Source organism: Thermoleptolyngbya sp. PKUAC-SCTB121, assembly GCF_016919485.1.
Taxonomy (GTDB): Bacteria; Cyanobacteriota; Cyanobacteriia; order Elainellales; family Elainellaceae; genus Thermoleptolyngbya; species Thermoleptolyngbya sichuanensis.
Window position 1 is genome coordinate 3,312,072 of record NZ_CP070366.1, and the last position, 26,784, is coordinate 3,338,855.

Genomic DNA, 26,784 nt, shown 5'->3' on the forward strand with positions numbered 1-26,784 from the left:
AACAGGTCAACCGCCGTTTGAAGATCTTGTGGATTAGAAGTTGGTTGCATGACTCGCCCAGCAATTGAGCTTCCGCTTCTGGCTAAAGCTAACCCCAAGTCTGGCCTCTGATTCATAAGCTGGTCGGAAACTGGGTCAGGGGATGGCGCTTTTTGCCAGGAATGAGTGCATCTAAAGCGGTTGAAATGAAAGTTTGGATCACCTGCCCGGTGTTGCGATAGTCATTTTCGGTAATCGGTTGAAAGCCGTGGGCGAATAAGGAATAATTGCGTACTTGGAGCGCATTTTCTAGGGATTCGGCGTGTTCCTGAAACCGTTGCCCCAGCGGATCATCTGGCAACTCGCTTAGGAGGAGATAGCTTTTCCACAACGGAAGCTGAATTTTGCCGTTGCGGGGATTGCGCTCAGCACTATACTTCTCCCGCAATTCAACGGGTAACTTTTCCAGATCAATATCCCCTGTTTGCAACTCGTAGGTCTGCCGCAGGCGAATTTGCGCCAGTAACTCCAGCCCTCGATACAACCGACCAACGGCATCGTCATAGCGCTGCTGGTGGGCACGACGCTGGGCATTGAGCAGCAGGTCTTCCACCAGTTCATAGCCGTGACCGGGAATCGTTTCCGTTGGCTGAAAGGTAGGGTCAATCGCCTGGCGGCTGCTGAGGACGCGCTTGAGCGCCAGTCCGTAAGGCTGCACCTGATTCATGTGCAGGGAAAGTAAATCCCAAGCCGTCTGGTGATCAAACCGATCCCAGGCATCAAAACCTCCGCAAATATTCAACCATTCTCGCAGCTGGCGTCTCTTATCCTGGGGCAGTTCCAGGGATTGCAGCAGGGTTTGCAGGGTGGCGATCGCCCCACTGTAGTTGTAGTCCTGCAAAAACCGAGGTAGATCCTGGTTGAGCGTCCGTTCTACGGTCAGCAGGGTGGTAGGTGCCCGCTCGGTCGATTCGCCCCGCTCCACCCGGATCAGATTTTCGCGGGTGGCGTTGGTGGTTAGGTACGGCGCTACGCCATAGTCCAACGCTGCCATGCCCAGGGCCAGGGACATGGTTTTGGTGCCGCCTGTGTAGTCTGCCAAAAGTTGAGCATTGGGATCAGTGGTTTTAATGTCGTTGATTTTGGTCGCAATGCGTCCGTAGCACTCAGCCAGATCATCAGGATTGTCCAGGCGCACCAGATCGGTATCTGGATCAAAGCGATCGCCCAGGCCCAAATGGGTCGGCAAATTCGGCAACCGTTCCACCACCTCTGCCCCCCGCCGAATTTCACAGGGCGTTCCCTCGCCAATCACCTGAGAAACACTGCCCCTTGAGCCATCGGAACAGATAAAAATTGTGCGATCGGGATTGAGGGACTGGATCGCGGTGATAATCGGTTGAGGAGAACCGCCAACGGTAATGAGTAGGATGGTGGACATGGCAAAAATCGAGAATTCTGAACGGAATCTGAGACAGCCTTCGGTGCAAGGATAGAACCAGACTATGGGGTATTCTAGCAGCAGGTGCAAGTCATGTTGCTGGTTGAAAGTTGTGGTAGCTGGTTACCTGACAAATCTTTTCCCCTCATCCCTAAATCCCTTCTCCCACAAGGGGCGAAGGGACTTGAACTGCCAAACCTGGGTCAAAAGCCCCTCGCCCGCTCTGGGAGAGGGGTTGGGGTGAGGGTACTTCGAGTTTTGTCAGTCAATTAGGTTGCGCAATTAGGTTGCGGCAGCGCTAGGCAGCGACTAAAGTATTCAACTGGATCTGGCATTGGTGAAACACATAGTTGACCACCCCGAAGAGGGTATCCAGCTCCTGAATAGTGTAGAAGGTACGGTTGAAGGTAAAGTGGGTGCCCTCTAATTTGCCAAATTGCCAGCGATCGCCGTTGGAGGTAATACCGTATATGACTAACGCTGGCAGGTCGTTGAGCCGTTGAGCCGCCACCATTTCAGCCAGGCATTGCCCCCAGGCGGCATCAAAGTTATCTTGCTTGGCTTCTACGAGCACAAAATAGGGCTTGTCGAACACAATTTTGCCGAGGGGCGATCGCCGCGCCAAAACGTATTCGGGAAACCCCGACAACTGAGCATCGCAACTGAGATACTCGTGGCTCCAGAGAATAAAGTGCGATCGGTACTCCTTCCAGACTTCCTTGAGGATGGGATACACCAAATTCTCGCAAATGGCATACTCTGAGTTATCTACCACCGCTTCTTCCATCATCAACTGCAAGTCTTGTCTAAAGTAATCTGAAACCGGGAAGGGCAATGGTTCCAGAAAGTTGGCTTCGGTGTAGACAATCTCAAACGTTTTGAGGGTTTCACCCAGGCCCTTAAACTCGCTGAATGACATGGCGACTCCTCTGTTAGGAAGGTCTTGTCATAGCATAGCCCAGTTGAACCAAAGCCAGACCGCACTCCCTCAACTGGCTTGTGATACCAGAAAGGTAGGGTTCTGATGCCGGCTTATGATTGAGGGAGAACTGTTTACTTGTCGAGGTCAACGCCAATGGTCACGCTGCAACTGCGCCAATTGGAGGTACCACCTGGGGAGTGTCTATTGCTCCACGATGTGAGCTGGTCAGACTTTGAGACCATTTTGGCGGAGATGGGAAACCATCGCAGCACGCGCATCGCCTACGACAATGGCTTGCTAGAAATCATGGCTCCCCTACCGGAACATGAATACTTTAAGCAGTCTCTGAGTATTGCAATTGAAGATATCGCCGAGATCCTAGAGCAAAACTACGAAAGCTATGGCTCCACAACCTGGAGAAAACGGGCAGAGCAAGCTGGGATAGAACCCGATAATTGCTTTTACTTCCAGAATGAAACTCGCATGCGGGGTAAACTCACCTTTGATTTAGATCAAGACCCTCCGCCCGATCTGGCGCTGGAAATTGACCTCACGAGCAAATCCCTCAACCGTTTCCCCATTTATCAACGCCTGGGAGTGCCAGAAATTTGGTGCTACGACCAAGGTCAACTCACGGTTTACCGGCTGCAAGCGGGTGAATATCGCCCGGTAGACCAAAGTACCGTTTTTCCGGCTCTGCGAGTGCAGGAGTTGCCTCAGCTCATCGAGGTACATCGTGAACAGGGGCGATTGGCTCTGCGGCGAGCCGTGAGGGACTGGGTGAGGGAGCAGATTAATGGTTAAAGAAGTTGTTCAGTCTGCTTGGTAGTCATTGAAGCTCATAGGCATCCTTCGAGCAGAGCGTTCCTGGTACAGCATCATGGACGCTTCGGTCTTTGAGTTGCCCGTTCAAAGGCAGCCGCCATGCTGGTTTTCCCAGTTCCAGCGGGAGAGGATTTTTGAGGTTTAGATGAGGAGCGATGGTGCTCCGCACCGCCCGGAGAGCCGCCCTTACCTGATTTGGGTGAATTGGGCTTGGGCGAGTTGCCCTCCCCAGAATTTCCTGAGTTGGGATTGTCATTTTCATTGCCACAATCCTCCCAGCCAATGACTTGCAGCGGCGTGGGTAGAACTGGGCGATCGGCATACTCGTTAACTTTACCTTTTTTCGGTGTGCCAATGTGGGGCTGGCTGGCATCCCGTTCAATTTCCAGATAGCGAGTTTGATCAGAGGGTGGAGCCTTAGTCCAACTCAGCATTGCCAGCAGCATTTTGATGCGTCGCACGTCTTTGAGTGAAGATTGCTTGGCACCAATTGCCTGACGAATATAGGCATCAAATGCATCGATATAGGGTTTTGATCAGAAGTGTTGAACGCAATGTTAGCAGGGCAAGTTCATAGCTGAATCCAGTACAAAAGATCTATAATTCTGCCTGTAATGACCTACTTATTGCTTCCATTCTCAATAATCCGCCTCTTGAGAGTGCTTTTTGTAAAGTTTTACCATCAAGATTCAACACTTCTGGGTTTTGATAAATCCGGCGCAGCAGAGTATCCCGTAAACCACTGCTCATCCGCAAAAAGTTTTTCATACCGCTGTTTGCGTTGATTCAGATAAAGCTTATGGGCAATCTTGATGGCTCCCATACCCAACGGCTTGCCCATGCCTAAGGAAAGCCGATATTGCTCATCCTGGGCCAGATCCAGCACCCAGAGCAGCGCCCCTAGTTCAACATCCTGCTTGACTGACAAAACTAAGAAGCTGGAATACGGCTGAGGACAGTGAATTCACGCTTTAGGGAGTCATCGTGTTGTCGCCTTGATGCGATGGCAGGTTGAGGGTCAGGTGAACAGGAGAGGAACTGATAAACGTGAATCTTCCACTGGTGAGTGATAGCCAGCCGAATCCAATTCCAGCCCAGCTTGAGATAACTCATGCCGCGCTTCCAGTGAGCATCGACTTGGCGACGCTTGCCGGATGCGACCACTTGCACCCCTTGGAGAACTAAGAACAGCATCGTCAAGGCGATTACCCCACACAACTGGGAAAGGGCAACCTTGTCTCTGAGTCTGGAGGCTTCGAGATTAAACCCGTTGGACTTCAAATCCAAAAACGACTCCTCCACCTGAAATCTCAGTCGATATTGGGCAAACGTCTGCAAGTTCGTCGGCTCATCACTCACAATTGTCCAATTCTCGCTGCTGAGTTTGTCGTGGGCAAAGGCAAGGTAAACATTGTCGTAGGGCTTTGTTCTACCCACCGACACTGCAGGCGTAAAGTAAGCTTGTCCTGGTTGCAATTGAACCGACGATACCTGGCGCCACTGCCCTTGGTGCTGAAATTGGAAGGAGCGTTTGATGCGGATGCGGAAATGCCAACCCAGATTCTCCCGGAGGTATTTCATCAACTTGCCATCGGCAAACCCTCGGTCTGCCAAAAGGACAATCGCGACACCTTCGGGCATCAGCCGTTGCGCTTGCCGCAGTACCCGTTGAATCGTCCACAACCTGACGGTGCTGCTTGATTGCGCCACCACTTTCCAAGCGACCGGAACCGTTCTTCCTCGGTACACCACTGCGACCCAGACGATGCAGAAACAATTCCATACGACCGTTGTATCGAGGCTTAAGTAGAGTCGTTGGGTCTGCCAGTTGGACAGAGCCTGCCCAATCAGCGCATGATGAGCGGACGCGACATTGATCCGCCGATTCGACAACCAGCGGCGAAACCGGCGTTGGTGGGATTGAGCCATTTGAGCGCGACTCCTCACATACACCCCAAATCCATTGAGATGAACGTTTTGGCTTCCAATCATGCCAATGATCATCCAGCACAGTGTTTGCAGATGGCGAGCATCCTGCCACTGAATGTCGCATTGACGCAGAAAATCATTCAACGCATCATAAAGACGGGAAGTCGGTGACATTGATTTGACTGGTTTGTGTGGTTACTTCTCAGCCTAAATCATGCTCTGCTTCCCGCATGGCTTTCGTTCCAGCTTTAACCTGTTTTGTCAGTCAAGCAGGTTCAACATCACTGAGATTCTCAAAATGAATCGTGAACTGAAAACTAACGCCTGGTTTAATTGGCTTAATCTGTGTTTTCTGCGTGTCAGAAACTTCCTCAGGGTTTTCGAGCGTGATGGTTGGCTCTTTCTTATGCCAGTACAGTTTATGCCCCCGGATAACAGTTTCTGTGCCCGGTGCACTACCATAATGCTTCAGATCTGGCTTACTGGCTTTAGTTTGCACTAAGTAATGCTGAAACGTAGTTGGCTTAGGCCCAGAAGTGTTGAATTGAGACATAAAACTTTACATTCAACCCTACGAAGCTCCTACGAGTGTCTCTGGCAGCAGATCGTAGCTCCAATGGACAATCGAACAACGACGACTCAATTCAAGTTGCAAATAGCGCAACTTATCTAGTAATTGATGACCATAAAACTCTGGAATTTCTATCAATTGCAGAATCAGATAGGCAATCAACACCATGTAGATTTGAATGGTGACTCCATTGACACTCTTAGAGATTAGTTTATCTAGCTTCAAGTGCATCTTTAGAAACTTCCACAGCACTTCTATCTGCCACCGATGGCGATAGACTTCACTAATCTCTTCATTCGTCATCAGTTCTACATTGGTCGCCAGCCGAAACTCCGTTTGGCTCTCTAAGTCACAAAACCAAACCACTCGATATCGCTCATGCTCAAACTCGGTCTTCATCGTGTTCTTAAGGCGGACAACAAAGCGAGTCTGATCCTGGCTTAATTGGCCAAGGAAATCCCAACTGGCAAAGCCTCTATCCATGACGCCGATGGCATCTTCAGGAATCATTCCTGTCACTCTGTCAGCAAATTTTGCGTCATGTCCTTGACCAAAATGAATCAGGCATTCACTGGGATTACCTTGCGTTAAGTTGACTCCATTAAGCAATTTGACTTGATGATAGCCTTGCATCCAGAACAACTTGCTTGTCAATGTGATGACCGTTGAATCAATGGGAAACAGCATCTGTGCTGTCGCTGGATTTTTTTGCTTTAGCTGTCTTATGAGCTCAGCGTAGATGCGACAAAAGTGTTCATCCTGTCGAGTCTTGCAGGCTTTAGAAAAGGTGGAAATATCAACTTTAATTCCTGCTTTATTGAGACGATAGAACAAGTCCCTCATGCTCGTTAAACTCTGGTCTAAAACGAAGGTCAACCAGATTTCAAAGAATAAGCGAGAGTTCAAAACAGGATAGTTATGTGGGCACAACTGCTTGAGTATCGGTTTGACAAGCGCAGGAAATGACACTAGCATCTTAAACATTGTTTTTGTTTGTTGGGGGCTAGAATACAATATTCTGCCCCCATTTTTTGTATGTTGAGCTATCTTTCAACACTTCTGGTTCATCTTACCTACAATGCAATTGGAAATTATGCAGTTTATGACAGGGGCGATCGCCCACTCATCTCCCGACTTGATTCCACCACTCATCCACTAAATCATCTATTCTAAAAGTACCCAAGTCTTCACCGATTGCATCTTCCCCTTTAGCTTCAGCGCTAAATCTGACCGAGTTTTGACACTTATCTGACCATGCAATCTCTTATAAACAGCGTCTGAAATTGTAATATCTCCTGCTGCCGTTGAACTTTCTAAACGCTTTGCAGTATTTACCACATCACCAATGACAGTGTAAGTACGAACATCATCTCCACCAAACAAGCCCTCAATAACTGATCCATAATGAACAGCGCAACCTGCACCAAGTCCATAGGGTGAAAGCACTACTTTAGCCACATTTTGCATGGCTAAGGCGGCACTGACTGCTTGCTCTGGTGTTCTGTAAATCGCCATTACTTCATCAGCAGTAAAACTAATCCGCAAGGGATTGAAAGATACTGCAACTGGCTCAATTTGTTGATAGTACTGATTTAGAGCCTCAGCAACAACCTGTGGCTGATTTTGTTCACACCAGCTTGTGAATCCGCGAATATCCATGAACAAGATGGCACGCTCACGTTCTTCGAAACTGAGTCCATTTCGATCTGCTATGAACGCATTAACTGCATAATTTCCCATTCCCCAACGAGCCAGTCTATTCAACAAAGAATTGGTCTGCTTAAGTTGTCTTTCTTGCACCGTGACCTGTAGCTGTCGAATCCCCAACAATAGCCCAACAACAAGCATTCCACCCATCAGAAACAAGTGAGATCTTTTTCCTGTTAACTCCTGGAAAAATAACCATCTATTAAAATTAAAATAGTTCTGGCTTTCACTCAGTCTAACAACTGAGTAGAAAGATAGGAGCATTAGCATTCTAAAAATACTTTTCAAGGGAATAATCCATCGCTCCATTTTTATTGGATCGAAACAATAAATACCTTCAAGCAGACTAATGCTGATAGAAAATATCCAAAATACTGTATGTGATGGTTCTTGGAAAAAAGCGATCAGTCCATCATATGGTAAATCAACTAATGTATAAATGCTAACTCCAATCAAATTGCCGAATATGCGAGAAGCATTAGCACGAGACAAATAGGCTGTCTGTATACACATTGCAAAAATCAGCAGATACTCCGCTGGACTACTAAAGTAAGATTGCCAGCCCTCTAATGTGATATCCGATAAAGACTTAAGAATTAAGAAATGTCCACTATTACCCAAAAATTCAGCTAAAAAGTCGGTCATGCCTGATTTAGATAGTCCTAAACTACGGTTTAATTGTCCAAGAATAGAAATTGTACTCATGGGAAGCTATAAATTTTCTGTAATTTAAAGCTGGGAGTGCCCTTAGCAAGCACCCCCAATCAGCACAGTATTCCCAAGTTAGACAGAAAACTAACCGTTAGTTGTATCAGACGCTTTCAATGATTCTCCGGAGCTTGTGGATGGCTTCTTGAAGCGTATGAGCGGCGTTTGTGAACAATTCCTGACATCTGGATTCCTGTTACTAGCATTGCAATCAAGCTAGCTCCAACCAAAAGGACGTAAATCGGACTGAGGGTTGAGCCAAGATATGATCCCTGATGAATCCTTAAAAGGAAAGCAGCTTGCTCATCTGACAAGCCAAACCAAACCTTGCCAAGACGGTAGGACACACCCGTAACAGCACTCACAGCAAGAGGCAAGGACACAATCGGAGCAATCATATAGTGAAACTTTCGTTCACTGAGCTTGAAAGGTTTGGAAATTGCAGCTTTCTTGCGATGCTTAAATAAGGTTATGCCACTGACAAGCATCCCTAGCAGACCCAGTCCAACTAGCAACACATAAATCGGAACAAGCGGCTTACCCAAAAAGCGCCCTTCATGCAGCAGCATCATAAAACTGCCAAATTCCTTAGGCAAACCAAGCCAGCTTCTACCGATTCGATATACGATCCCAGTTAATGCTGTTAGCAGTAGAGGAACAAATAGAATTGGTGCAGTTCGACGATGCAGATTTCTCAGATTCATAACCTAAATATCTCCTACTCGTGAAAATTTGTCAGTACTTCTGAGGCGTAACCGGTTCTAAACGTCTGCCCATTTTCGGAGCAGGTTAGCATGAAGCTTACAAAGCAGATCAAACTCAACAGTTTTGTTGTATTGTTCAAAAATTGCACGTCGGACGGTATCAAGTTCAAACAGCATTTCGCGCTCATGGGCATCTCGAACGACACTTTGTACCCAAGTCACTGCTGCGAGTCGAACACCCTCAGTCACTTCTGCTACACGATGCAGAAATGTGGACGGATAAACAATCATGGAGCCTGCCGCAAGTTTGAAGAACTGCTCTCCTAGGCTAGTATCAATCACTAGCTCGCCACCGCTGTAAGTATCTGGATTGCTAAGAAATAGCGTGAGGGACACATCAGAACGAGTCAACACATCGTCTCCCATCAGGGCATTGTCAGTGTGAGATCCATAAAACATTCCAGCTTCATAGCGACTGATCAGAGGAGGGCGAATTATCTTGGGACGAACTGCTGCTTGAAAGAGAGAATTGCGCTTGAGTGCCAGATTGATAATCGCCCTAATCTCCTTAGCTACGTTACTATCTCCTTTCAACTGACAGTTTTCCTTGACTGTCTTGGCATAGGCTCCAGCAGTCAATTTGCCATCTACAAACTCTGCACCTTCCAAACTAAGTTGGATCTGCTTCAGATCTCCAGATGTAAGGACATTGTCAATGCAAAGAATCATGACACTCAAGCACAGATATGTTAGAGGATGTTTAACTTAGGGCTGTCTAAAAGGTTGGTTCCGTGTGCATCGAGCACACATGAAACCAACCTTCACTTAGTTGGAGTTTCTCAGACTTATGCTCACCACCAATATCCGCCCTCGCCAGATTCACCCCGCTCGCCAGATTCACCCCGCTCGCCAGATTCACCCCGCTCGCCAGATTCACCCCGCTCGCCGGACTCACCGTAGCCTCGTCTAGAAGCCAGAAGCATCTCAGGGTAGGAATCCGGAGAATTTGTATACGCAAGCTGAGCAACTTCAGATACAGATGGACGTTTTGGCAGCGTGTTCAACTCTTCGCCGCCACCTCCCTGCGCACTGGAAGAAGGATCTGGAGACACTGATGCTTCTCCGCCTTCTTCACCGCCAGCATTCGCTCCTCCACAAGCACTCAAAGTTGCAGCTAGACCAACGCTGAGAAACAGACCAACGGCTTTAGAGGTCATACTTTCAGAGTTCATGACATCTCCTCCATTAAGAATTGAGAGTTGAGGTAAGAATAGATGGCAAGGAGCAAGAACCTGGAAAAAAGCACACTGGGTTTAGTGCTGATCAAGAGCTAATGAACCTTTCCAGGCCTGCGATTGACGTAGTTTGGTAGAATGCACCTTACTTACCACGGGGACTAATCCCCTTACCGTGATTGGCCTAAACTTTACTAATCACTAGGCATCTAGTAATCAATCACTAAGTGCCCAGTAATCAACTACAGGCACCCAGAAAAGCCACCTAGTCGGGCTATGAAATCACAAAGTCTGCCGCTGTAATCTGAGAGGCATTGACCCCTTGTAATACTGCTAAAGTCTTGCCTGTACCAGAAAGTTGAATCAGCGTGTCCCCGGCAAAGCTGCCGCTCCCCTGGACGATTTTAATACTTGCAAAACTCACGTCGTCAAGCTTCAACCGGTCTACACCATCCTTGAAATCGGTGATGGTATCGGTAAAACCGTACCCAGGTTTATTGGACTTGTACTTTATCTCAAACGTGTCTCTGCCTACGCCACCGGTGAGGATGTCTGCACCCTGACCACCTTCGAGCAAGTCGTTGCCGTTGCCGCCAATGAGTGTGTCGTTGCCTTTACCACCTTCGAGATAATCATTCCCTCTACCACTCAAGAGATAATCGTTGCCGTCTTTTCCATCAAGTTTATCGTTGTTGCTGCTACCTGTTAAGCGGTCATCGCCGCGCGTCCCTTTGATCTTGGTCTTGGAACTGTAGCCATAGCCAGACTCGCCGTACTCACCAGATTCACCGAGTTCACCAGACTCGCCGTACTCACCAGATTCACCGAGTTCACCAGACTCGCCGTACTCACCAGATTCACCGAGTTCACCAGACTCGCCGTACTCACCAGATTCACTGTAGAAACGACTACGACGAGAAGGAGAGGATAAATGCTGAGAATCAAGATCGAGAAACAAAGATAGTGCCTTAGACATGGATGATCTTTTAGTTGACTACAGATGGAACTGTAATTTAGTAAAGCCCGGAAAAGTAAAGAAGTCGGGAACTAGGTCTAAGGTTTTCACAGCAGGCTATCTTAGCCTGCCAAGGGGAGCTTTACACAGAAGGAGCTTCCCTGCCCTAGTTTGCTTTTTACGGTGATATTGCCTTGATGGCGTTGGGCAATTGTTTTGGCGATCGCCAATCCCAACCCAGATCCCGACTCGTACTGAGTGCGGGCTTGGTCGGCTCGCCAAAAACGGTCAAAAATATACGGCAGATGCTCAGGAGCAATCCCAATACCTGTATCCTGAATCGTTACAAAGACGTGAGACCCAATTCGCTGTAATGACAACGTCACAGTTCCACCCGATGGGGTGTACTGTAAAGCATTAGTTAAGAGATTGGTAAATAACCGGTGAAGTTGGTAGGCATCTCCGTTGACCTTTGCATCAGAAATCAACTGATATTTCAGGGAAATTTGGGATTTTTCAGCCTTGTCGTGATAAAAATCAACGAGGTCTTCTAACAATTCATCTAGATCAATACGTCGCCATCCAGGTTGATCGGGGATCTGCCGATCCATGCGAGCCAACAGCAATAGATCATCAACCAATTGGCTCATTTGTGCTGAAGCTGATGCAATGGAAATGAGCTTCTCCGTATCAGCAGGATGAACGCGCTCTGGATGACTCTGCATAACCGCAATCGATGCGCGAATAGCAGAGAGTGGGTTTCGCAACTCGTGAGAGGCATCTGAGGTGAACTGTTTTAATTGATTAAAACTTTGTAAAACCGGCTTTAGTGACTCATGTGTAAGCCAGACTCCACCCAGGGCAGCTAATCCTGAAGCGACAAACACCCCAACAGTCAAGCTCCACCGTAGTCGGCGCAGTTCTGCTTCTAGGGTAACAGTTGATTCGGTAACACGAACATACCCCAAGATTGAAGGAGTATCTGTTGTAGTAGAAATGGCATAAGCAGGCTGAGTAAAGCTTCGAACATTACCCGACTGCATTAATATTCCGCGTCGAGGGATATCTGATGGGAGCAAGGTCTGCAAGAAAAGCCCCCCGTCACGCACTATTAGTCGCCGCTGTGCGTTGTACCATTCCACACCTTGATTAGAGGCTGCTAGGGGACTAGCGGAAATCTGCGAAGCAGACTCTGCCTTATATTTACCCATCAGTTGAGACAATGTGATTGGGATTGGCATTCCATCAGTACCGACTGGAACATAGCCTTCATATTTATCCTCCGATGTCAGTTCTTCATATTCATGCTGGATGATTTCTAGTGTACCCGCGGAGGAAGCAGCAACTTGACGAAGATGAGCATCTAACTGTTGGTTACGATCGCGTGTGACTAGCAGATAAACGGCCGTGGCAAATGTTTCTAAAATTGCAACTACGATTAGAAAGTAAAGTAATAGCAGTCGATTTCGCAATTTACGAAATTGACGATTAGAGATTGGGGTTGAGTCGGTATCCCAAACCATAAATAGTCTCGATTAGATTAGGCGGTGCACCTACAGTTTTAAGCTTCTGACGCAAGCGTCGCAGATGCACTTTAACAGTTTCTTCTCCAGGCATGTCCTCGAATGCCCATACGCGCTCTAAAATCAGGCTACGACTGAGAACGCGACTTCCATTTCGCAATAATAATTCTAGTAAAGCATATTCTTTGGGAGTTAAAACCAAGGGAGAATCACGATACGTTACTAGGTGTTCATTCGTATTTAATTTCAAGTTTTCCCATTCTAAGACTGGCAAAAATGTAACATTGCCACGCCGTAAAAGCGCTCGAATTCTTGCCAACAGTTCTGAAAGATCAAACGGTTTAATCACATAGTCGTCAGCCCCAATATCTAGCCCCAATACCTTATCTGCACTCGTGTCACGTGCGGTCAGCATCAGGATTGGAGTTTTATTTCCGTTTTGCCGCAGTTTTTTGCAAATGCTAATCCCATCTAACTTTGGCAACATTAAGTCTAAAATGATCAAATCGAACGTATCAGTCTCGGCAAATGTCAAACCAAGCTCACCATCATGGGCAACTTCTACTAGATAGTTATGAGCACACAAGGCTTCTGCGATTGCCTTTGTGATTCGGGAATCATCCTCCAATAGCAAAATTTTCATCCCTATTACCTGTCTAAACAAGTTGATGCTCTGCCTGACGTGTCGTCATCTTAGACGGGCAGTAGATTATGATTAGTACATCAAAGCTTCAGGAAACTCGAAAATTTGGCAGTCGGTCACTGACTTGCTTAAGTAACAAAAGTAATCTAGAAATCAGCGTCATCTGCTGCAAATAGACGGGACAGGACAGGCTGACTGCCTGATACATCTCTGAAAACCCCTGGTTTCTTGTAGGAGACGCTGGCCCAAAAGCCCCTTCGACTAAGCCCTCCGGTTCCAACTCAGGAGCTATGGGCTTCGATTCCAAGACAACGAATTTTCTGGGGTCTCGGGACTTGTATTAGGCAACCAGGATTGCCTGTCCTGGCTCATGAAACAGTCAATAGGGATAAGCTCCCTTACGCTGATCAGGGCTGGAGTCGGTCTGGCAAACATGGGCGGCGATCGCCTCTGTAGCTTAATAAACTTTGGTTTGCTGTGTGGGTAGAGGCAGTTTGCATCTTGGGCAAGGGATTGGAGAACCTAACTTGCTGTCAGTTGTCGGGTCATAACTAAGGTTGACTCAGTCGCCCTTAGTTATGATCATACTCCATCACGCCTAGCTCACAGGCTGCACATCGCTATGCTGGGGATGCAGCGCTTCGCCTTTTTGCAGGGAGGCAGACAGGCGGTTGAGCGCGTTCAGGTAGGCCTGGGCAGAGGCGACGATGATATCGGTGTTTGCGCCGTGGCCTGAGAAGATGCGATCGCCATATTTTAGGCGAATCGTCACTTCGCCCATTGCGTCGATGCCTGCGGTGACGGACTGCACCGAGAACTCGATGAGCTGGTTAGGGATGCTAACGACGCGGTTGATCGCTTTATAAACAGCATCCACGGGGCCTGTGCCGATGGCAGCATCGGTCAGTTCCTCCCCGGCGGGCGTGCGGACGGTGACGGTCGCCGTGGGGCGCGAGTGGTCGCCGCAAGACACCTGCACATGCTCTAGTTTGAACAGTTCGGGAACCTGCTGGGTTTCGTCATTGGCGATCGCCTCCAGATCCCAGTCGGTAATCTCTTTCTTCTTGTCGGCCACGTCTTTGAACCGCAGGAAGGCTCGGTTTAGCTCCTGCTCAGACAGTTCATAGCCCAACTCCCGCAGGCGCGTGCGGAAGGCGTTGCGCCCGGAGTGCTTGCCCAGCACGATCTGGTTATCCGTGAGGCCGATGGACTGCGCGTCCATGATTTCGTAGGTGCGCTTGTGCTTCAGCACGCCGTCCTGGTGAATGCCGGACTCGTGGGCAAAGGCGTTTGCACCAACGATCGCCTTGTTGGGCTGCACCAGCATCCCCGTCAGGTTCGACACCAAGCGCGAGGTTTTGTAAAGCTGGCGCGTGTCGATATGGGTCAGCGGCGCTTCCGACTCTGCCGGACGACCCAGGAACGGGTTAAAGTATTGACGACGCACATACAGCGCCATCACCAATTCCTCTAGCGCTGCATTTCCGGCGCGTTCGCCAATGCCGTTGATCGTGCATTCCAACTGACGCGCCCCGTTCTTCACGGCTTCCAAAAAGTTGGCCACGGCCATTCCCAAGTCGTTATGACCGTGTACCGAAATGATGGCCTGATCGATATTTGGCACGTTCTCTTTGATGCCCTTGATCAGCGCCCCAAACTCGCTGGGGGTGAGGTATCCGACGGTATCGGGAATGTTGACGGTGGTAGCCCCAGCGGCGATCGCCCGCTCCAGCATTTCATAGAGAAACTCCGGATCAGAGCGCCCCGCATCCTCTGGGGAAAACTCCACATCGTTGACAAACGACTTGGCATAGCTCACCATTTCGGGCACGATTTCCAGCACTTCGGCCCGCGTCTTTTTCAGCTTATATTCCAAGTGAATATCCGAGGCGGCAATGAAGGTGTGAATCCGGGGTTTGGCGGCGGGTTTCAGCGCGTCGGCGGCCGCTTTGATATCCTGCTGAGTGGCGCGGGCCAGTCCACAGATGATTGGGCCGTCTTCGCTGCCCACTTCGGCGGCGATCTTGCTCACCGCTTCAAAATCCCCAGGGCTGGCAAAGGGAAAGCCCGCTTCAATCACATCCACACCTAGTCGTGCCAGTTGCCGGGCGATTGTCAGCTTTTCATCCACGTTCAGCGTTGCGCCGGGCGACTGTTCGCCGTCGCGCAGCGTGGTGTCGAAAATCAAAATGCGATCGGGCTGACCAATACCGGACTGGGCGTTAGGTGAAGTACTCATGGCACAAATCTAAGCATGTGAATGGATGAATGCCGGTTCACAACGCGGTTTCGAGCGATAACGGGCATCGGCGATGCGCCGACCACGCCGAAACCAGGGTCGAATCTGGCAAGTCGAACTGATGCCGACTTAACCATCATACTGAATCATTCTAGTGGGCGAGTCTCCCCTTCCAACCCCCTGATCGGGTGATTGGGGGGTGGCGCGGTTTCAAAATACGCAGGTGGGCATTCTCGGCGTGGCAAGCTGATGCCGGGAGACGTGCGATCGCTGCCCCGCCCCATGCCCAGCCAAAGGCTTCGGCTTATCATGTTCATCCCCACCACCTGGGCGCAACTGGAGGCTGCACAGGCAGTGGGCAATTTGCTCTAAAAAAATGGGCTTAGGGCTTGATTTGCCTACCCACCCTAAGCCCATCAAACGAACTAACCAGAAACTACTAGAAACTAATAGGACTGACGCAGACGGACAATTTCTTGCAAGCGCAGCCCGCGAGAAATCGTCCAAAACCCAGAAGACTTATCGCACGTGCGTAAGTCCTGACTAACTTAAGCCCTGACTAATAAAGACCCAGCCAGGACAGCAAGCCCTGACCCGTCAGGTATTCGATCGCCAGCGTAATCAAAAATCCCACCATTGCCGCCCGCCCATTTAGGCGCTCAGCATACTCATTAAAGCCAAACTTTGGTTCCTGGAGCTTCGGAGTCACGGTCGGTTGCGGCGGAGTCTGAGTCATGGCTTTTACAATTCTTTACTCGTCCTCTTCATTGTAGAGAGTGCGGCCCATTCGTCAATCCAACATCACCCCCGCAGCCCCAAACTCCTGCTATAAACGGTGGAGGTCGATCCATCCGGGCGAAGACTCTCTCGCAAAAGGGATTTACCTTGGAACTATAGCGCTAGCTACGCTAGCTATGTTGCTTAGGACGTGGTTGTAGGGTGGCGCTGCTGCTCTACGACAGCACCTATGTCCTAATGAAAGTGACGATGGCTATATCTAAGAATTTACCGTCTCCGCAGTGGGTCGGGGAGCTTTTGAGGTGTTGGCATGGAAATCGGCGTTCCAAAAGAGATTAAGGATCAGGAATTTCGGGTAGGGCTGAGTCCCAGTAGCGTCCGCACGCTGGTCGAAGCAGGACATACGGTTTTTGTCGAAACCCAGGCGGGCATCGGCGCAGGATTTGCCGATCAGGACTATGTTCAAGTGGGCGCTCAGGTCGTACCTTCTGCAAAGGATGCCTGGAGCCGAGAGATGGTGGTGAAGGTCAAGGAACCGCTGCCAGCGGAATATGACCTGATGCAAAAAGATCAATTGCTGTTTACCTACCTGCACCTGGCGGCGGCGCGAGAACTGACGGAGCAACTGATGCGGGTGGGGCTGACGGCGATCGCCTACGAAACCGTTGAACTGCCCAACCGCAGCCTGCCCCTGCTCACCCCCATGAGCATCATCGCTGGGCGGCTCTCGGTGCAGTTTGGGGCCCGCTTTCTGGAACGGCAGCAGGGTGGACGGGGTGTGCTGCTGGGCGGTGTACCAGGGGTAAAACCCGGCAGGGTTGTGATCTTGGGCGGTGGCGTGGTGGGCACCGAAGCCGCAAAGATGGCCGTCGGGCTGGGCGCTCAGGTGAAAATTTTCGACATTAACGTAGAGCGACTGTCTTACCTAGAAACCCTGTTTGGCTCGCGGGTAGAACTGCTCTACAGCAACTCCGCCGAGATCGAAACCGCCGTTGCCGATGCCGATTTGCTCATCGGCGCAGTGCTGGTGCCGGGCCGACGTGCGCCCATCCTGGTGCCTGCCAGCCTGGTAGAGCAAATACGGACGGGTTCGGTGATCGTAGACGTGGCGGTGGATCAGGGCGGCTGCGTAGAGACGCTGCACCCAACTTCCCACACGCAGCCTACCTACGAGGTGTCGGGCGTGGTTCACTACGGCGTGCCGAATATGCCCGGAGCCGTGCCCTGGACTGCAACGCAGGCGCTCAACAACAGTACCCTGCCCTACGTGGTGAAGCTGGCCAATCAAGGTGTGGGGGCCCTGGAAACCGATGACGCGCTGGCCAAGGGGCTAAATGTCCAGGCCCATCGCCTGGTGCATCCCGCAGTGCGGCAGGTTTTCCCCGACCTAGCGTAGCTCGTGTTGATTTGCGATTTTGGATTTGCGATTTTGGATTGTTTGTATTGAGATTACGGTCAGAGAGGCGGATACGTGCCCAGGACATTGAACACAGACGGTTCAAACCGGGTGGTTCAAACCGGGTGGTTCAAACCGAGTGATTCAAATCTGGGCACGGTATCTCCGTTGATCTTTCAGAAGTAGAGGCTTCTAGGAGCGGACGGCTTCGACTGCGGCCGGAACCACCCACTCGCGGATGGTATCTGCGATCTGCGGGCCCGTCAGCCCCAGGCTGCTGAGCGATTGCTCTGGCTTGGCGTGATCGACTAGCACATCGGGCACGCCCAGCCGCTTGATCGGCACGGCAACATCCGCATCGAGCAGCGCTTCTGCCACGGCTGAACCAAAGCCACCCATCAAGCAGCCCTCTTCCAGCGTCACCACGCGCCCAATCTGCTGAGCCAGCGGCAGAATTAACTCCGTATCCAGCGGTTTGGCAAAGCGGGCGTTGACCACGGTTGCCTCGATGCCGTGTTCGCTGAGGATTTCAGCAGCCTGCATAGCGGGATAGACCATCGTGCCATAGCCCAGCAGCAGGATATCATCACCCTGGCGCAGAATCTCGGCTTTGCCGATGGGCAGCGGCTCCCAGCCCTCTTCCATGAGCGGCACGCCCTGGCCACTGCCGCGTGGATAGCGGAGGGCGATCGCCCCGTCGGTATAGTTCACCCCGGTTACAATCATCCGCTGAAACTCGGCTTCGTCCTTGGGAGCCATCAGCACCATATTGGGAATGCAGCGCAGATAGGCAATGTCGTACATCCCCTGGTGGGTCGGGCCGTCTGCCCCCACAATGCCCGCTCGATCCAGGCAGAAAAACACGGGCAGCTTTTGGATGCAAACATCATGCACAATCTGGTCAAAGGCGCGTTGCAGGAAGGTGGAATAGATCGCCACCACCGGGCGCATTCCCTCGCAGGCCAGCCCCGCCGCCAGCGTTACGGCGTGCTGCTCGGCAATGCCCACGTCGATGTATTGCTTCGGCAGCTTTTGCTGGAGCTTGTCTAGCCCCGTACCCGTGGCCATGGCGGCAGTAATGCCAATGATTTTGGGATTGTTTTCCGCCAGCTTCACCAGCGTATGGGCAAAGACTTTTGAGTAATCAGCAGGCTTGGGCTTGTTCGACGGTTTTGCTTTGCCCGTGGCCAGGTCAAAGGGCGACTGGGCGTGATAGCCCACCTGATCTTTTTCGGCGATCGCATAGCCCTTGCCCTTGGTCGTGGCCACATGCACCAGCACCGGCCCCTGAATCTTGTGGGCCTGGGTGAACGTGTGAATCAGTTCTTCTAGGTTGTGTCCATCCACCGGGCCCATATAGGTAAAGCCCAGTTCCTCAAACACCGCGCCCACCTTGGGCACTGCTAGCCGCTTCATCCCCTCCTTCACCCGCTGAAGCTCCGGCGTGAGCGAATCGCCCACAAACGGCAGATGCTTAAACTGCTCCTCCAGGTTGTCAGTGAGGAACTGCATCGGCGGGCTGAGGCGCATTTTGTTGAGGTAGCGAGGAATCGCGCCGACGTTGGGCGAAATCGACATTTCGTTATCGTTCAGCACCACCATCAGGTTGGTCTTGGGCAGGTGTCCGGCGTGGTTGATAGCCTCTAGCGCCATGCCGCCCGTCAGCGCTCCGTCGCCAATCACCGCTACGACCTTGTACTTTTCGCCCTGGAGATCCCGCGCCAGCGCCATGCCCAGCGCCGCCGAGATACTGGTGGAGGCGTGGCCCGCGCCGAAGTGGTCAAACTTGCTTTCGCAGCGCTTCAGATAGCCCGCCACGCCGTCTTTTTGGCGCAGCGTGTGGAAATTGTTGTAGCGTCCAGTAATTAGCTTGTGGGGATAGGCCTGGTGCCCCACATCCCACACCACCTTGTCATGGTCGAGATCCAGCGTTTGGTAGAGCGCCAGGGTCAGTTCCACCACTCCCAAACCGGGGCCCAGATGCCCGCCACTCGCCGCCACGGTTTCTAGATGCTTTTCCCGGATTTGGCGGGCGATTTGCTCTAGCTGGTGGATCGAGAGTCCGTGGAGTTGGTTGGGGTGGGTGATTTCGCTCAAATGCATAAATTTACCCCGTTAAGCCTAGATGAAGATCGGGTTACTCTTCTCAATCTAAAGCAAATGGGCAGATAAAATTGGTGCGCTTTGATAAGCGAAATTCACAAGATTTAGCCAGAGTTTTGTCCTATTTGTGCTAACCAAGGGGTTGGTTTCGCTATGCGATTAAAGAAATTGGGCGGCAGCTTCGGAGAATTAGCAGCAATTTTCGGAGCAATTTCAGGAACCATGTGATGCAGGCAGCGGTGGATCGACGCAGTTGCGGAACCAGAGATATTGAACTAGCGATAGGCGGCGATCGCTTCTATTTGCAACTGGAACGGGCCAGGCGCGAAGTGTGGATTGAGTCGTCCGTCCAGTTCAAACTTGCTGAGCATGAGTTGCAGTGAATAGATCCGCGATAAATCTAGCGACACGCCAGAAACAGTCTTGGCGCGGATCACGGGCGCAAACTGGGCGAAGGGCAATTGCACCGTGATCCACTGGTCGTCCAGCGTGTCGAAACTGCTGCAAAACGCCAGCCCGTCCCAGCGGTTTTCGGGCCGCAAGAAGAACTTGTAGCGGTTGCCGTCGCCCCGCAGCCGCAGTTCGATGCCAACATAGCTCGACAGATCCAGCGGCGGCTCAAAATCCCGCGTCCGCACCGAGGCAAAGCCGCCCGAATTTTCCGTAGACACCCGCCCAGAGAATACGCCCGACGTGCCTACCTGGCGAAACTGGCTCTGGCTGAGGCCGCCCATCACGCCATCGTTGAGCGGCCCCCACACGGCCGCAAGGGTGGGCTGGGGCTGGCTAAAGTCAAACAGGGTGAGCGTTGTGGGCATAGTCAGGCTTTGGGCTGCGGGATCAGGCTGCGGGATCAGGCTGCGGGATCAGGCTTACGGAATTAGGCTGTGGCTCTAGGCAAGGGGCGGCTGGGATCGGGGTTCCAGTCCTTGCAAAAAGACATAGCCAACATACAGCGAAACGAGGGCTGCAAAAAAGCACCATACTGAAATGAATCCGGCGCTAAAAAAGTTGGCGGTGAGCAGCAGCGCCACCAGCACCAGCCCTCCCAGCCGCTGAAGATGGCGATCGCCACTTAGCACCAGCGGAGCCAAGATCGTCAGGACATACAGCGTATAGCCCAGCAGCACCAGCAGGCGCGTGGGATAGAGCCACAGTTGAAGCTGGTAGACGAGCGAATGATTGTGGATACTCACTGCGAGTTGCCGCTGGTGGAGCCAGAGGGGCAGGTTGAAATAGAGTCCGTAGAGCAAGCCGATGCCCGTGAGCGCCCGCCAGATCTGTTTTCGGGGGCGATCGCTCTCTACGCTCGCCGCCGTCAGCGGGGTCCACACCAGCCAAAAGCCGTGAGAAAAGCACACAAACCCGGCCGCCGCCAGCGCCACCAGCCGAGTATGGTTTGCACCTAGTCCCACCCACACCAGCCCCTCGATTGCCTGCTGGATGCCAAATGCCAGCGGAAACGCCGCCAGTGGCATATAGCGTCTGTCCTCTTCTTGCGCCTTTTTGAGGCAGGCGATGCCGACGGGAATCAGGGCCGCGCCCAAGCTAAAGCTAGCAGTTGCAGAAAAACACATAGCCAGAGATCCTCCTAACGCCGTTATAGCGCTGGCGGCCTCAGAACGACTGGTCGTTATTCCGACTGCTGCTGCATCCAGATTGCCGCCAAATCAAGCGCTTCGGCGGGCGTGGCGATTTTTCCTTCGGCGCGAGCCAGTTGCAAAACTTCAAGCAGTTGCCCAATTTGGGGGCCAGGCGGCAGATGCAACTGGGTCATCAGGTCGCGCCCGGTCACGAGCGGGTGGGGATGGGCGATCGCGTCATGGGGGTCAAGAAATCGGTTAATCAGCGGGGCGATCGCCGCTTCGGAAATGCCCGATGCCAGCGCCACCACGCTCAGCGCCCCAAAGGCCGCGCCCACGCCCTGAAAGAAGAAATACTGTTCAGTCGCGGTGGCAGTCGGCTGCACGATGGCAGGCACCTGCGGCAAATAGCGCAGCACCGTCTGCACCGCCTGAATTTCGTTGCGGCTATACTTCAGGGTTCGCAGTTCGGCTTCGGCTTCGGCCGCCTCCGGCGAGACCAGCGCCGTCAGTTTGGCAATTCGCATCCAGCTTCGCCCCAGCCCCGACACCTTTTGCTGATCCCGAAGCCAGCCCGAAAGCCCTGCTCCCAGCGCCGGCCAGCGCGTTTCCAGGGCGATCGCCGCCTCGTCCATCTGGGCCACCCGATCCATCCCCGTCGCCGTCGCGTGGGGCAGCCAGGTGCAAAACAGCCCGTCTTCCCAGGCTATCTGCAAAAAGCGCGTGCCTCGTGCCGTGCCCAGCAGGTAGTTCAATTCTGCCTGCACCCGCTCTGGCGCGATGCCTGCCAGCAGATCTGCCAATCGCTGAATCGTGGTCTGCGTGTCTGGCTCTAGCTCAAAGCCAAGCTGTGCCGCCTGCCGATAGGCCCGCAGCAGCCGCAGGGGATCTTCCTTCAGGTTTTCTGGCGCAACCATGCGGATGAGTTGCTGCTGTAAGTCGCTGTAGCCGTTCAGTGGGTCAAAGAGCCGCTCGGTGTGTGGGTCGTAGGCGATCGCATTCACGGTAAAATCGCGCCGCTGCAAATCTGCCTCCAGCGTCGGCCCAACCTGCTGGGCAAAGTCCACCGTGGCCCGCTCAAACACCGCCCGCGCAATCTGCCGCTCCGCATCCAGCAGCACATAGCCCGTGCGATAGTGATTGGCGATCGCCCGCGCCGTGGCCACCGCCCCTTCCGGCAGCACAAAATCCAGATCCAGATACTCTGCCTGTCGCCCCAGCAGCGCATCCCGCACGCTGCCGCCCACCAAGTACGCATCCGACGGCAGCCACTCCAGGCTAAAGGGCCAGGTGTGGGGCGACAGGGCAGAAGCTGTGGTGAGCGTGTCTGTGGGCAGGGTGAGGTAGGTCAAGGGAGGGAGAGATCAGGGGGTCGGGGAGCAGGGAATCCACGGACGATGGTTCGGAGGTGACGGATCAAAGGTCAGAACCGTGCTTTCTGGAGCGAGGGAGGCAAGGTTCAACCCCTACACCCGTCCGCTAGCCCCCAGCCGTTCACCCCCGATCCCTAACCCCTGAAACCGAATACCTCCATTCTGCTACATCTGTCAGGGGCAATCGCCGCTTTTTCGCAAACTGAGCTAGAGTAGCATAAAAGCAGACGACTCTAAATCCCCACTGGCCTGGCGGCGGGAGAATTTTTAAGATGTGTATTTGCGTTAACTGCCATTACGTAGATCGCTGCACGACGTATCACGCGGTAGAACATCAGCATCAGCAGCCCCATCTGACAGAATTTCCAGACTTTGAAGCCACCGAACCGACGATTAATGTCAATATTCGCCAGGGCGACGCGGACGACATTATCGAAATGGAGTGGGATGTGGTCGGCTGCCTCAGCTTTGTCGAAGAAATGGGCAAATGGGCAAAGCTGCGTCCGGGTGAGCTAGTTCCCACGTAATCGCGCTTTGACCTTATCGGCTGAACCGAATGCATTGCCTGAATCCTGCCTGCCCGCAGCCGCAAGATCCCGGAACCGGAGAAACGTGTCAGCACTGCGGGGCAGCGCTACTGCTGGGCGATCGCTTTCGAGCGGTCAAGCTACTGGGGCAGGGCGGCTTTGGGCGCACCTTCCTGGCCATCGACGAGCGCAAACGGTCTGCCCAGCATTCCGCTTCTCCTTGCCACTGCGTTATCAAGCAATTCTTTCCCCTCCAGCGGGGCGACGTGCGCCGAGCAGCCGAGCTATTCCGGCAAGAGGCCGAGCGGCTGCGGCGGTTGGGGCAGCATCCCCAGATTCCCCGGCTGCTGGCCCACTTGGAAGATGAGGACGGGCAATACCTGGTGCAGGAATATATTCCAGGAAAAAATCTGGAAGTGCTGCTGCACGAGCAGAAGGTGTTTTACGAAGGGCAGGTGCTAGATTTACTCAAAAGCCTGCTGCCTGTGCTGGCGTTTATTCACAGTCAGCGCGTCATCCACCGCGACCTGAAGCCCGAAAATATCATTCAGCGGCAGAGCGATCGGGAACTAGTGCTGGTGGACTTTGGCGCGTCGAAATATGCCACGCAGACGGCCCTGGGGAAAACGGGCACGATGATCGGCAGCGCGGGCTATGCTGCGCCAGAGCAGGTGATGGGGCGGGCCGAATTTGCCAGCGACCTCTACAGCCTGGGCGTGACCTGTATTCACCTCTTGACCGGGATGCACCCGTTTGATTTGTATTCCCCCATGCAGGATGCCTGGATCTGGAGACAGTATTTGCCAGAGCCGATTGGCGATCGCCTCACCCGCGTTCTCAATAAACTGCTCCAGCGCCCCATCAGCAGCCGCTACAAAACCGCCACCGCCGTCCTCAAAGACCTCGGTTTCCCCCTCCCCAAACTGCCCAACTCCCCCCCTGCCCCTCGCCAATCCATCGTCCCTGCCCCTCGTCAACCCGTCGCCCCCCTTGCCCCCCCGCCCCCGATCTCCAACTGGCATTGCGCCCACACCCTTGCTGCCCACTCCGGCCCCATTACCACCCTCGCCACCAGCCCTGACGGTCTGTGGATTGCTAGCGGCAGCACCGATAAAACCGTCCGGCTGTGGAGCCTAGAGACGGGCGACCTGCTGCATACGCTGGGCAACGGGGGGCTGTTTGGCAATGGGCATGGCGATCGCCTCAGCGCCCTGGCCTTTACCCCCGACAGCATCGAACTGCTCAGCGCCAGCGACGACGGCACGATCAAGCAGTGGGACATGGCCACCCAAAGGCTGATGCGGACGATTGACGGGCACGACTGGTTGGTGTCGGCGATCGCCCTTAGCCAGCACGCACCCCTGTTCGCCACGGGCGGCGGCGACGGGCGCATCAACCTGTGGAATTTGGAAACGGGTGAGCAGATTGCCAGCCTGGGTAAACACCGCGATCGCATTAGCGCCCTGCTCCTCAGCCCCGACGGGCACACGCTAATCAGCGCCAGCTACGACAACACCATCCGCCTATGGAACCTGCGAACCGACGCACTGATCGGCACGCTGCGGGCCCATACCGACCGCATTACCTCACTGGCGATCACCGCCGACTGGCAAAGCCTGATCAGCGCCGGAGCCGACAAGACGCTGCGATTTTGGGACCTCAACCGCATGGCCCAGACGCGCCCCATCGTCGCCCACAAAGACACCATCACCACCCTTGCCCTCAGCCCCCAGGGAACCCTCCTGGCCAGCGGCAGTGACGACAACACGATCAAGCTCTGGCCCCTCACGCGCCATCCTGAGATTGGACTGACCGTTGCCCATCGACCCATTGCCTTGCGCGGAGCCTGGGCGATCGCCGCTCTTGTCTTTAGCCCAGACGGAAAAAGCCTCGTCAGCGGCGGGGCCGACGAGGTGGTAAGGATATGGGAGGAGGGGATTGGGAGTGACGGGGTGAGAGATAGAAAAAACGAAAAACGAAGAACGAAGAACGAAAAAGGGAGTGGTCAGAAAAACGCGGATGACAGGGCTGAACCCCTTGATTTCTAGTTTCCAGACCTGGGACACACAAAGTTCTGATCGCTCCTACGAAAAACGGAACTTCACGGGAAAAACGAAAAACAGAACTTCTTCTCTCTTCCTTCTTCTCTCTTCCTTCGTTCCTTCTTCCTTCTTCCCTCTTCGTTCTTCTCTCTTCCTTCTTCCCTCTTCCCTCTTCCCTCAATCAATCCGGCGCTTGCGCCAGGCCGCTGCCCACGTCCCGCGACGGCAGCGACAAACGCCAGGCCCGCTGAGTCAATTGGGCCCACAGTTCCCGGCCGCATGCGCCCGTGGCTTCGGCGTGGAGGGCGGCCAGTCCGGCGACGTGGGGTGTGGCCATGCTGGTGCCGCTGATGGTGCTGTAGCGGGTGGGCATGGGCCAGCTAGAGTATACGTCTACGCCAGGAGCAGCCAGATCAATCTGCCCGCCGTTGCGGTTGATGCCGCCGTTGGAGAAGGGGGCCATCTTCAGGTTGGGGCGCAGAGCGGCGATCGCCATGATCGAAGGACAATTTGCCGGATGGCTGACGGGCACAATCACGCCGAACTGCCGGAAGCTGTCGTTACCCGCCGCCGCAATGATCAAACTGCCGCGCCGCAGGGCCCGCCGACCCACGTTTTCATATACCGCAGAATGGTTCTGACCGGGCAGCACCATCGCCCCCAGCGACATAGAGATGATCTGACATCCGCTGGCGATCGCCCAGTTGATGCCCGCCAAAATGCCGCCGTCTGCGCCGCTGCCCTCATTGCTCAGCACCTTGCCTACATAGATTTCGGAATTATAGGCAACGCCGTAGCGCGGCAAAATCTCCGGCAGCTTCGACCCGCAGGCCGTGCCAATGCAGTGTGTGCCGTGACCGTTGCCGTCTTGCACCTCTTCCCCTTCAATAAAAGACTTGCTAGACACTGCCCGCCCCACAAAGTCGGGATGGGTCAGGTCAAAGCCCGTATCCAGCACAGCAACCTTTAGCCCCAGCCCGCTATATTGCGAGGTGCTGGCTTTCGTCACATCCAGCCCCCAGGTGATGGAGCCATCGGCAACGGCCCCGCCGCGACCCAGCACCGACTCTGCCTCCTGCTCTTTCGGCAGCAGCCGATCGACCAGATGATTTACCGCATCCCGATAGCCCTTGAGGTAGTCCACGGGGATCGTAATGATGTCCGTCTCTGCAAATCCGGGTGGCGCAGGCAAATAGCCATCGGGATCGGGGTCTTCGATTGCCCGCACGACCCGCTCCGGTTCGACTGCAATGACCGAGCTACCGCGCATGGTCGCCGCATTCAGCGCTTGCGCCTGACCTGGCTCCATTGTCACCACTGCCACTCCCAATTCGTCAAAGACAAGCGAATCTTCGCTGGCAAGCTGTTCACCACTGGGGGAATGGTCGCGAAAGTCCGCAGAATGGGCAACATGGCGAATTCCTGCCGAATCGTCCATCGCACGGAGTCCGTCATCAATATTGTCGGTATCCAGCAGGACGAGGTACCTACCAGTGGTTTCGGGCTGTCCTGACGAGGAATAGGGGCTGTTTCCGGATGTCGTCATAGGGTTGATGTCTTATGTCACAGCTACCTTGAAGTCTACGCCGCCGAGTCTAAGGATTTCGGAGGGTTCCGGATCTTCTTAACGATTCCCGAAGA

General features: G+C 53.2%; 25 protein-coding genes and 1 pseudogene. 6 read left to right on the plus strand and 20 right to left on the minus strand.

The genetic code is table 11. From position 1 onward, the window contains the following. Nucleotides 1-112: 112 nt before the first annotated feature. Nucleotides 113-1,420: a TIGR02710 family CRISPR-associated CARF protein gene (locus tag JTM80_RS13655; RefSeq protein WP_172355755.1), complete on the minus strand. Its 1,308-nt coding sequence runs from the start codon at nucleotides 1,418-1,420 to the stop codon at nucleotides 113-115. A gap of 298 nt (nucleotides 1,421-1,718) precedes the next feature. Next, nucleotides 1,719-2,339, minus strand: a complete 621-nt coding sequence (locus JTM80_RS13660) for a hypothetical protein (protein WP_172355753.1) — start codon at nucleotides 2,337-2,339, stop codon at nucleotides 1,719-1,721. 156 nt (nucleotides 2,340-2,495) lie between these two features. Between JTM80_RS13660 and JTM80_RS13665 the strand changes: the two genes are divergently transcribed. Beyond that, nucleotides 2,496-3,146, plus strand: coding sequence for a Uma2 family endonuclease (locus tag JTM80_RS13665; protein WP_172355751.1), 651 nt, complete (start codon nucleotides 2,496-2,498; stop codon nucleotides 3,144-3,146). 74 nt (nucleotides 3,147-3,220) lie between these two features. On the opposite strand, the gene JTM80_RS13670 is transcribed toward JTM80_RS13665, so the two are convergent. The 8 genes and pseudogenes from JTM80_RS13670 to JTM80_RS13705 all read right to left on the minus strand — a co-directional run bounded on the left by JTM80_RS13670 (nucleotide 3,221) and on the right by JTM80_RS13705 (nucleotide 9,515). Then, nucleotides 3,221-3,628, minus strand: coding sequence for a hypothetical protein (locus JTM80_RS13670; RefSeq protein ID WP_205369613.1), 408 nt, complete (start codon nucleotides 3,626-3,628; stop codon nucleotides 3,221-3,223). Nucleotides 3,629-3,849: 221 nt separating this feature from the next. Further along, a complete protein-coding gene (locus JTM80_RS13675; RefSeq protein ID WP_205369614.1) occupies nucleotides 3,850-4,095 on the minus strand; it encodes a hypothetical protein in 246 nt (81 codons plus the stop codon). Nucleotides 4,096-4,097: 2 nt separating this feature from the next. Continuing rightward, nucleotides 4,098-5,270: a transposase gene (locus JTM80_RS13680; RefSeq protein WP_172353422.1), complete on the minus strand. Its 1,173-nt coding sequence runs from the start codon at nucleotides 5,268-5,270 to the stop codon at nucleotides 4,098-4,100. Nucleotides 5,271-5,370: 100 nt separating this feature from the next. Next, nucleotides 5,371-5,631, minus strand: a pseudogene (locus JTM80_RS13685) (TIGR03986 family CRISPR-associated RAMP protein); the annotation flags it as partial. Between the two features lie 36 nt (nucleotides 5,632-5,667). Continuing rightward, nucleotides 5,668-6,642, minus strand: a complete 975-nt coding sequence (locus tag JTM80_RS13690; RefSeq protein ID WP_205371387.1) for a transposase — start codon at nucleotides 6,640-6,642, stop codon at nucleotides 5,668-5,670. A 189-nt stretch (nucleotides 6,643-6,831) separates the two neighbouring features. Continuing rightward, a complete protein-coding gene (locus tag JTM80_RS13695; RefSeq protein ID WP_205369616.1) occupies nucleotides 6,832-8,079 on the minus strand; it encodes an adenylate/guanylate cyclase domain-containing protein in 1,248 nt (415 codons plus the stop codon). A gap of 116 nt (nucleotides 8,080-8,195) precedes the next feature. Next, nucleotides 8,196-8,678: a PepSY domain-containing protein gene (locus tag JTM80_RS13700; RefSeq protein ID WP_225906628.1), complete on the minus strand. Its 483-nt coding sequence runs from the start codon at nucleotides 8,676-8,678 to the stop codon at nucleotides 8,196-8,198. A 165-nt stretch (nucleotides 8,679-8,843) separates the two neighbouring features. Continuing rightward, complete coding sequence (locus JTM80_RS13705; RefSeq protein WP_172355744.1) at nucleotides 8,844-9,515, minus strand: Fe2+-dependent dioxygenase; 672 nt, start codon at nucleotides 9,513-9,515, stop codon at nucleotides 8,844-8,846. A 118-nt stretch (nucleotides 9,516-9,633) separates the two neighbouring features. Between JTM80_RS13705 and JTM80_RS23085 the strand changes: the two genes are divergently transcribed. Next, nucleotides 9,634-9,756, plus strand: a complete 123-nt coding sequence (locus JTM80_RS23085; RefSeq protein WP_255548766.1) for a hypothetical protein — start codon at nucleotides 9,634-9,636, stop codon at nucleotides 9,754-9,756. A gap of 539 nt (nucleotides 9,757-10,295) precedes the next feature. Here JTM80_RS23085 and JTM80_RS23345 read toward each other — a convergent pair. From JTM80_RS23345 to JTM80_RS13725, 4 genes are all read right to left on the minus strand, one after another. Further along, nucleotides 10,296-10,997 carry a calcium-binding protein gene (locus JTM80_RS23345; protein WP_205369617.1) on the minus strand — a complete coding sequence of 234 codons (702 nt, stop codon included), beginning with the start codon at nucleotides 10,995-10,997 and terminating at the stop codon, nucleotides 10,296-10,298. Nucleotides 10,998-11,098: 101 nt separating this feature from the next. After that, a complete protein-coding gene (locus JTM80_RS13715) occupies nucleotides 11,099-12,499 on the minus strand; it encodes a cell wall metabolism sensor histidine kinase WalK (RefSeq protein WP_172355739.1) in 1,401 nt (466 codons plus the stop codon). After that, the gene (locus JTM80_RS13720) at nucleotides 12,465-13,142 is read right to left on the minus strand and encodes a response regulator transcription factor (RefSeq protein WP_172355737.1); all 678 of its coding nucleotides are present in this window, start codon (nucleotides 13,140-13,142) and stop codon (nucleotides 12,465-12,467) included. The genes JTM80_RS13715 and JTM80_RS13720 overlap by 35 nt, the downstream gene beginning before the upstream one ends. A gap of 598 nt (nucleotides 13,143-13,740) precedes the next feature. Beyond that, nucleotides 13,741-15,381: a 2-isopropylmalate synthase gene (locus JTM80_RS13725; RefSeq protein ID WP_205369618.1), complete on the minus strand. Its 1,641-nt coding sequence runs from the start codon at nucleotides 15,379-15,381 to the stop codon at nucleotides 13,741-13,743. Between the two features lie 249 nt (nucleotides 15,382-15,630). Between JTM80_RS13725 and JTM80_RS23090 the strand changes: the two genes are divergently transcribed. Beyond that, nucleotides 15,631-15,753, plus strand: a complete 123-nt coding sequence (locus tag JTM80_RS23090) for a hypothetical protein (RefSeq protein WP_255548767.1) — start codon at nucleotides 15,631-15,633, stop codon at nucleotides 15,751-15,753. Nucleotides 15,754-15,940: 187 nt separating this feature from the next. Here JTM80_RS23090 and JTM80_RS13730 read toward each other — a convergent pair whose 3' ends face one another. Further along, nucleotides 15,941-16,117 (minus strand): hypothetical protein, encoded by a 177-nt coding sequence (locus tag JTM80_RS13730; protein ID WP_172355733.1) that lies wholly within the window; start codon nucleotides 16,115-16,117, stop codon nucleotides 15,941-15,943. 312 nt (nucleotides 16,118-16,429) lie between these two features. Between JTM80_RS13730 and ald the strand changes: the two genes are divergently transcribed. Continuing rightward, on the plus strand, nucleotides 16,430-17,515 hold the full coding sequence (gene ald, locus JTM80_RS13735; protein ID WP_172355730.1) for an alanine dehydrogenase: 1,086 nt from the start codon (nucleotides 16,430-16,432) through the stop codon (nucleotides 17,513-17,515). Between the two features lie 192 nt (nucleotides 17,516-17,707). On the opposite strand, the gene dxs is transcribed toward ald, so the two are convergent. The 4 genes from dxs to JTM80_RS13755 all read right to left on the minus strand — a co-directional run bounded on the left by dxs (nucleotide 17,708) and on the right by JTM80_RS13755 (nucleotide 22,553). Next, nucleotides 17,708-19,618: a 1-deoxy-D-xylulose-5-phosphate synthase gene (dxs, locus tag JTM80_RS13740; protein WP_172355728.1), complete on the minus strand. Its 1,911-nt coding sequence runs from the start codon at nucleotides 19,616-19,618 to the stop codon at nucleotides 17,708-17,710. 275 nt (nucleotides 19,619-19,893) lie between these two features. Beyond that, complete coding sequence (locus tag JTM80_RS13745; RefSeq protein WP_172355726.1) at nucleotides 19,894-20,436, minus strand: CIA30 family protein; 543 nt, start codon at nucleotides 20,434-20,436, stop codon at nucleotides 19,894-19,896. A 75-nt stretch (nucleotides 20,437-20,511) separates the two neighbouring features. Next, a complete protein-coding gene (locus tag JTM80_RS13750) occupies nucleotides 20,512-21,195 on the minus strand; it encodes a DUF6629 family protein (RefSeq protein ID WP_172355724.1) in 684 nt (227 codons plus the stop codon). Between the two features lie 56 nt (nucleotides 21,196-21,251). Next, nucleotides 21,252-22,553: a CCA tRNA nucleotidyltransferase gene (locus JTM80_RS13755; RefSeq protein WP_225906629.1), complete on the minus strand. Its 1,302-nt coding sequence runs from the start codon at nucleotides 22,551-22,553 to the stop codon at nucleotides 21,252-21,254. 293 nt (nucleotides 22,554-22,846) lie between these two features. On the opposite strand from JTM80_RS13755, the gene JTM80_RS13760 reads away from it, so the two are divergent. Together JTM80_RS13760 and JTM80_RS13765 are read left to right on the plus strand one after the other, a co-directional pair. Next, entirely contained in the window at nucleotides 22,847-23,101 is a 255-nt protein-coding gene (locus tag JTM80_RS13760; protein WP_172355722.1) for a Ycf34 family protein, read from the plus strand. A gap of 29 nt (nucleotides 23,102-23,130) precedes the next feature. Next, on the plus strand, nucleotides 23,131-25,149 hold the full coding sequence (locus JTM80_RS13765; protein ID WP_205369619.1) for a serine/threonine-protein kinase: 2,019 nt from the start codon (nucleotides 23,131-23,133) through the stop codon (nucleotides 25,147-25,149). Nucleotides 25,150-25,324: 175 nt separating this feature from the next. Here the strand turns inward: JTM80_RS13765 and JTM80_RS13770 are convergent, their stop codons facing one another. Next, complete coding sequence (locus tag JTM80_RS13770) at nucleotides 25,325-26,689, minus strand: S8 family serine peptidase (RefSeq protein ID WP_205369621.1); 1,365 nt, start codon at nucleotides 26,687-26,689, stop codon at nucleotides 25,325-25,327. Between the last annotated feature and the right edge of the window lie 95 nt (nucleotides 26,690-26,784).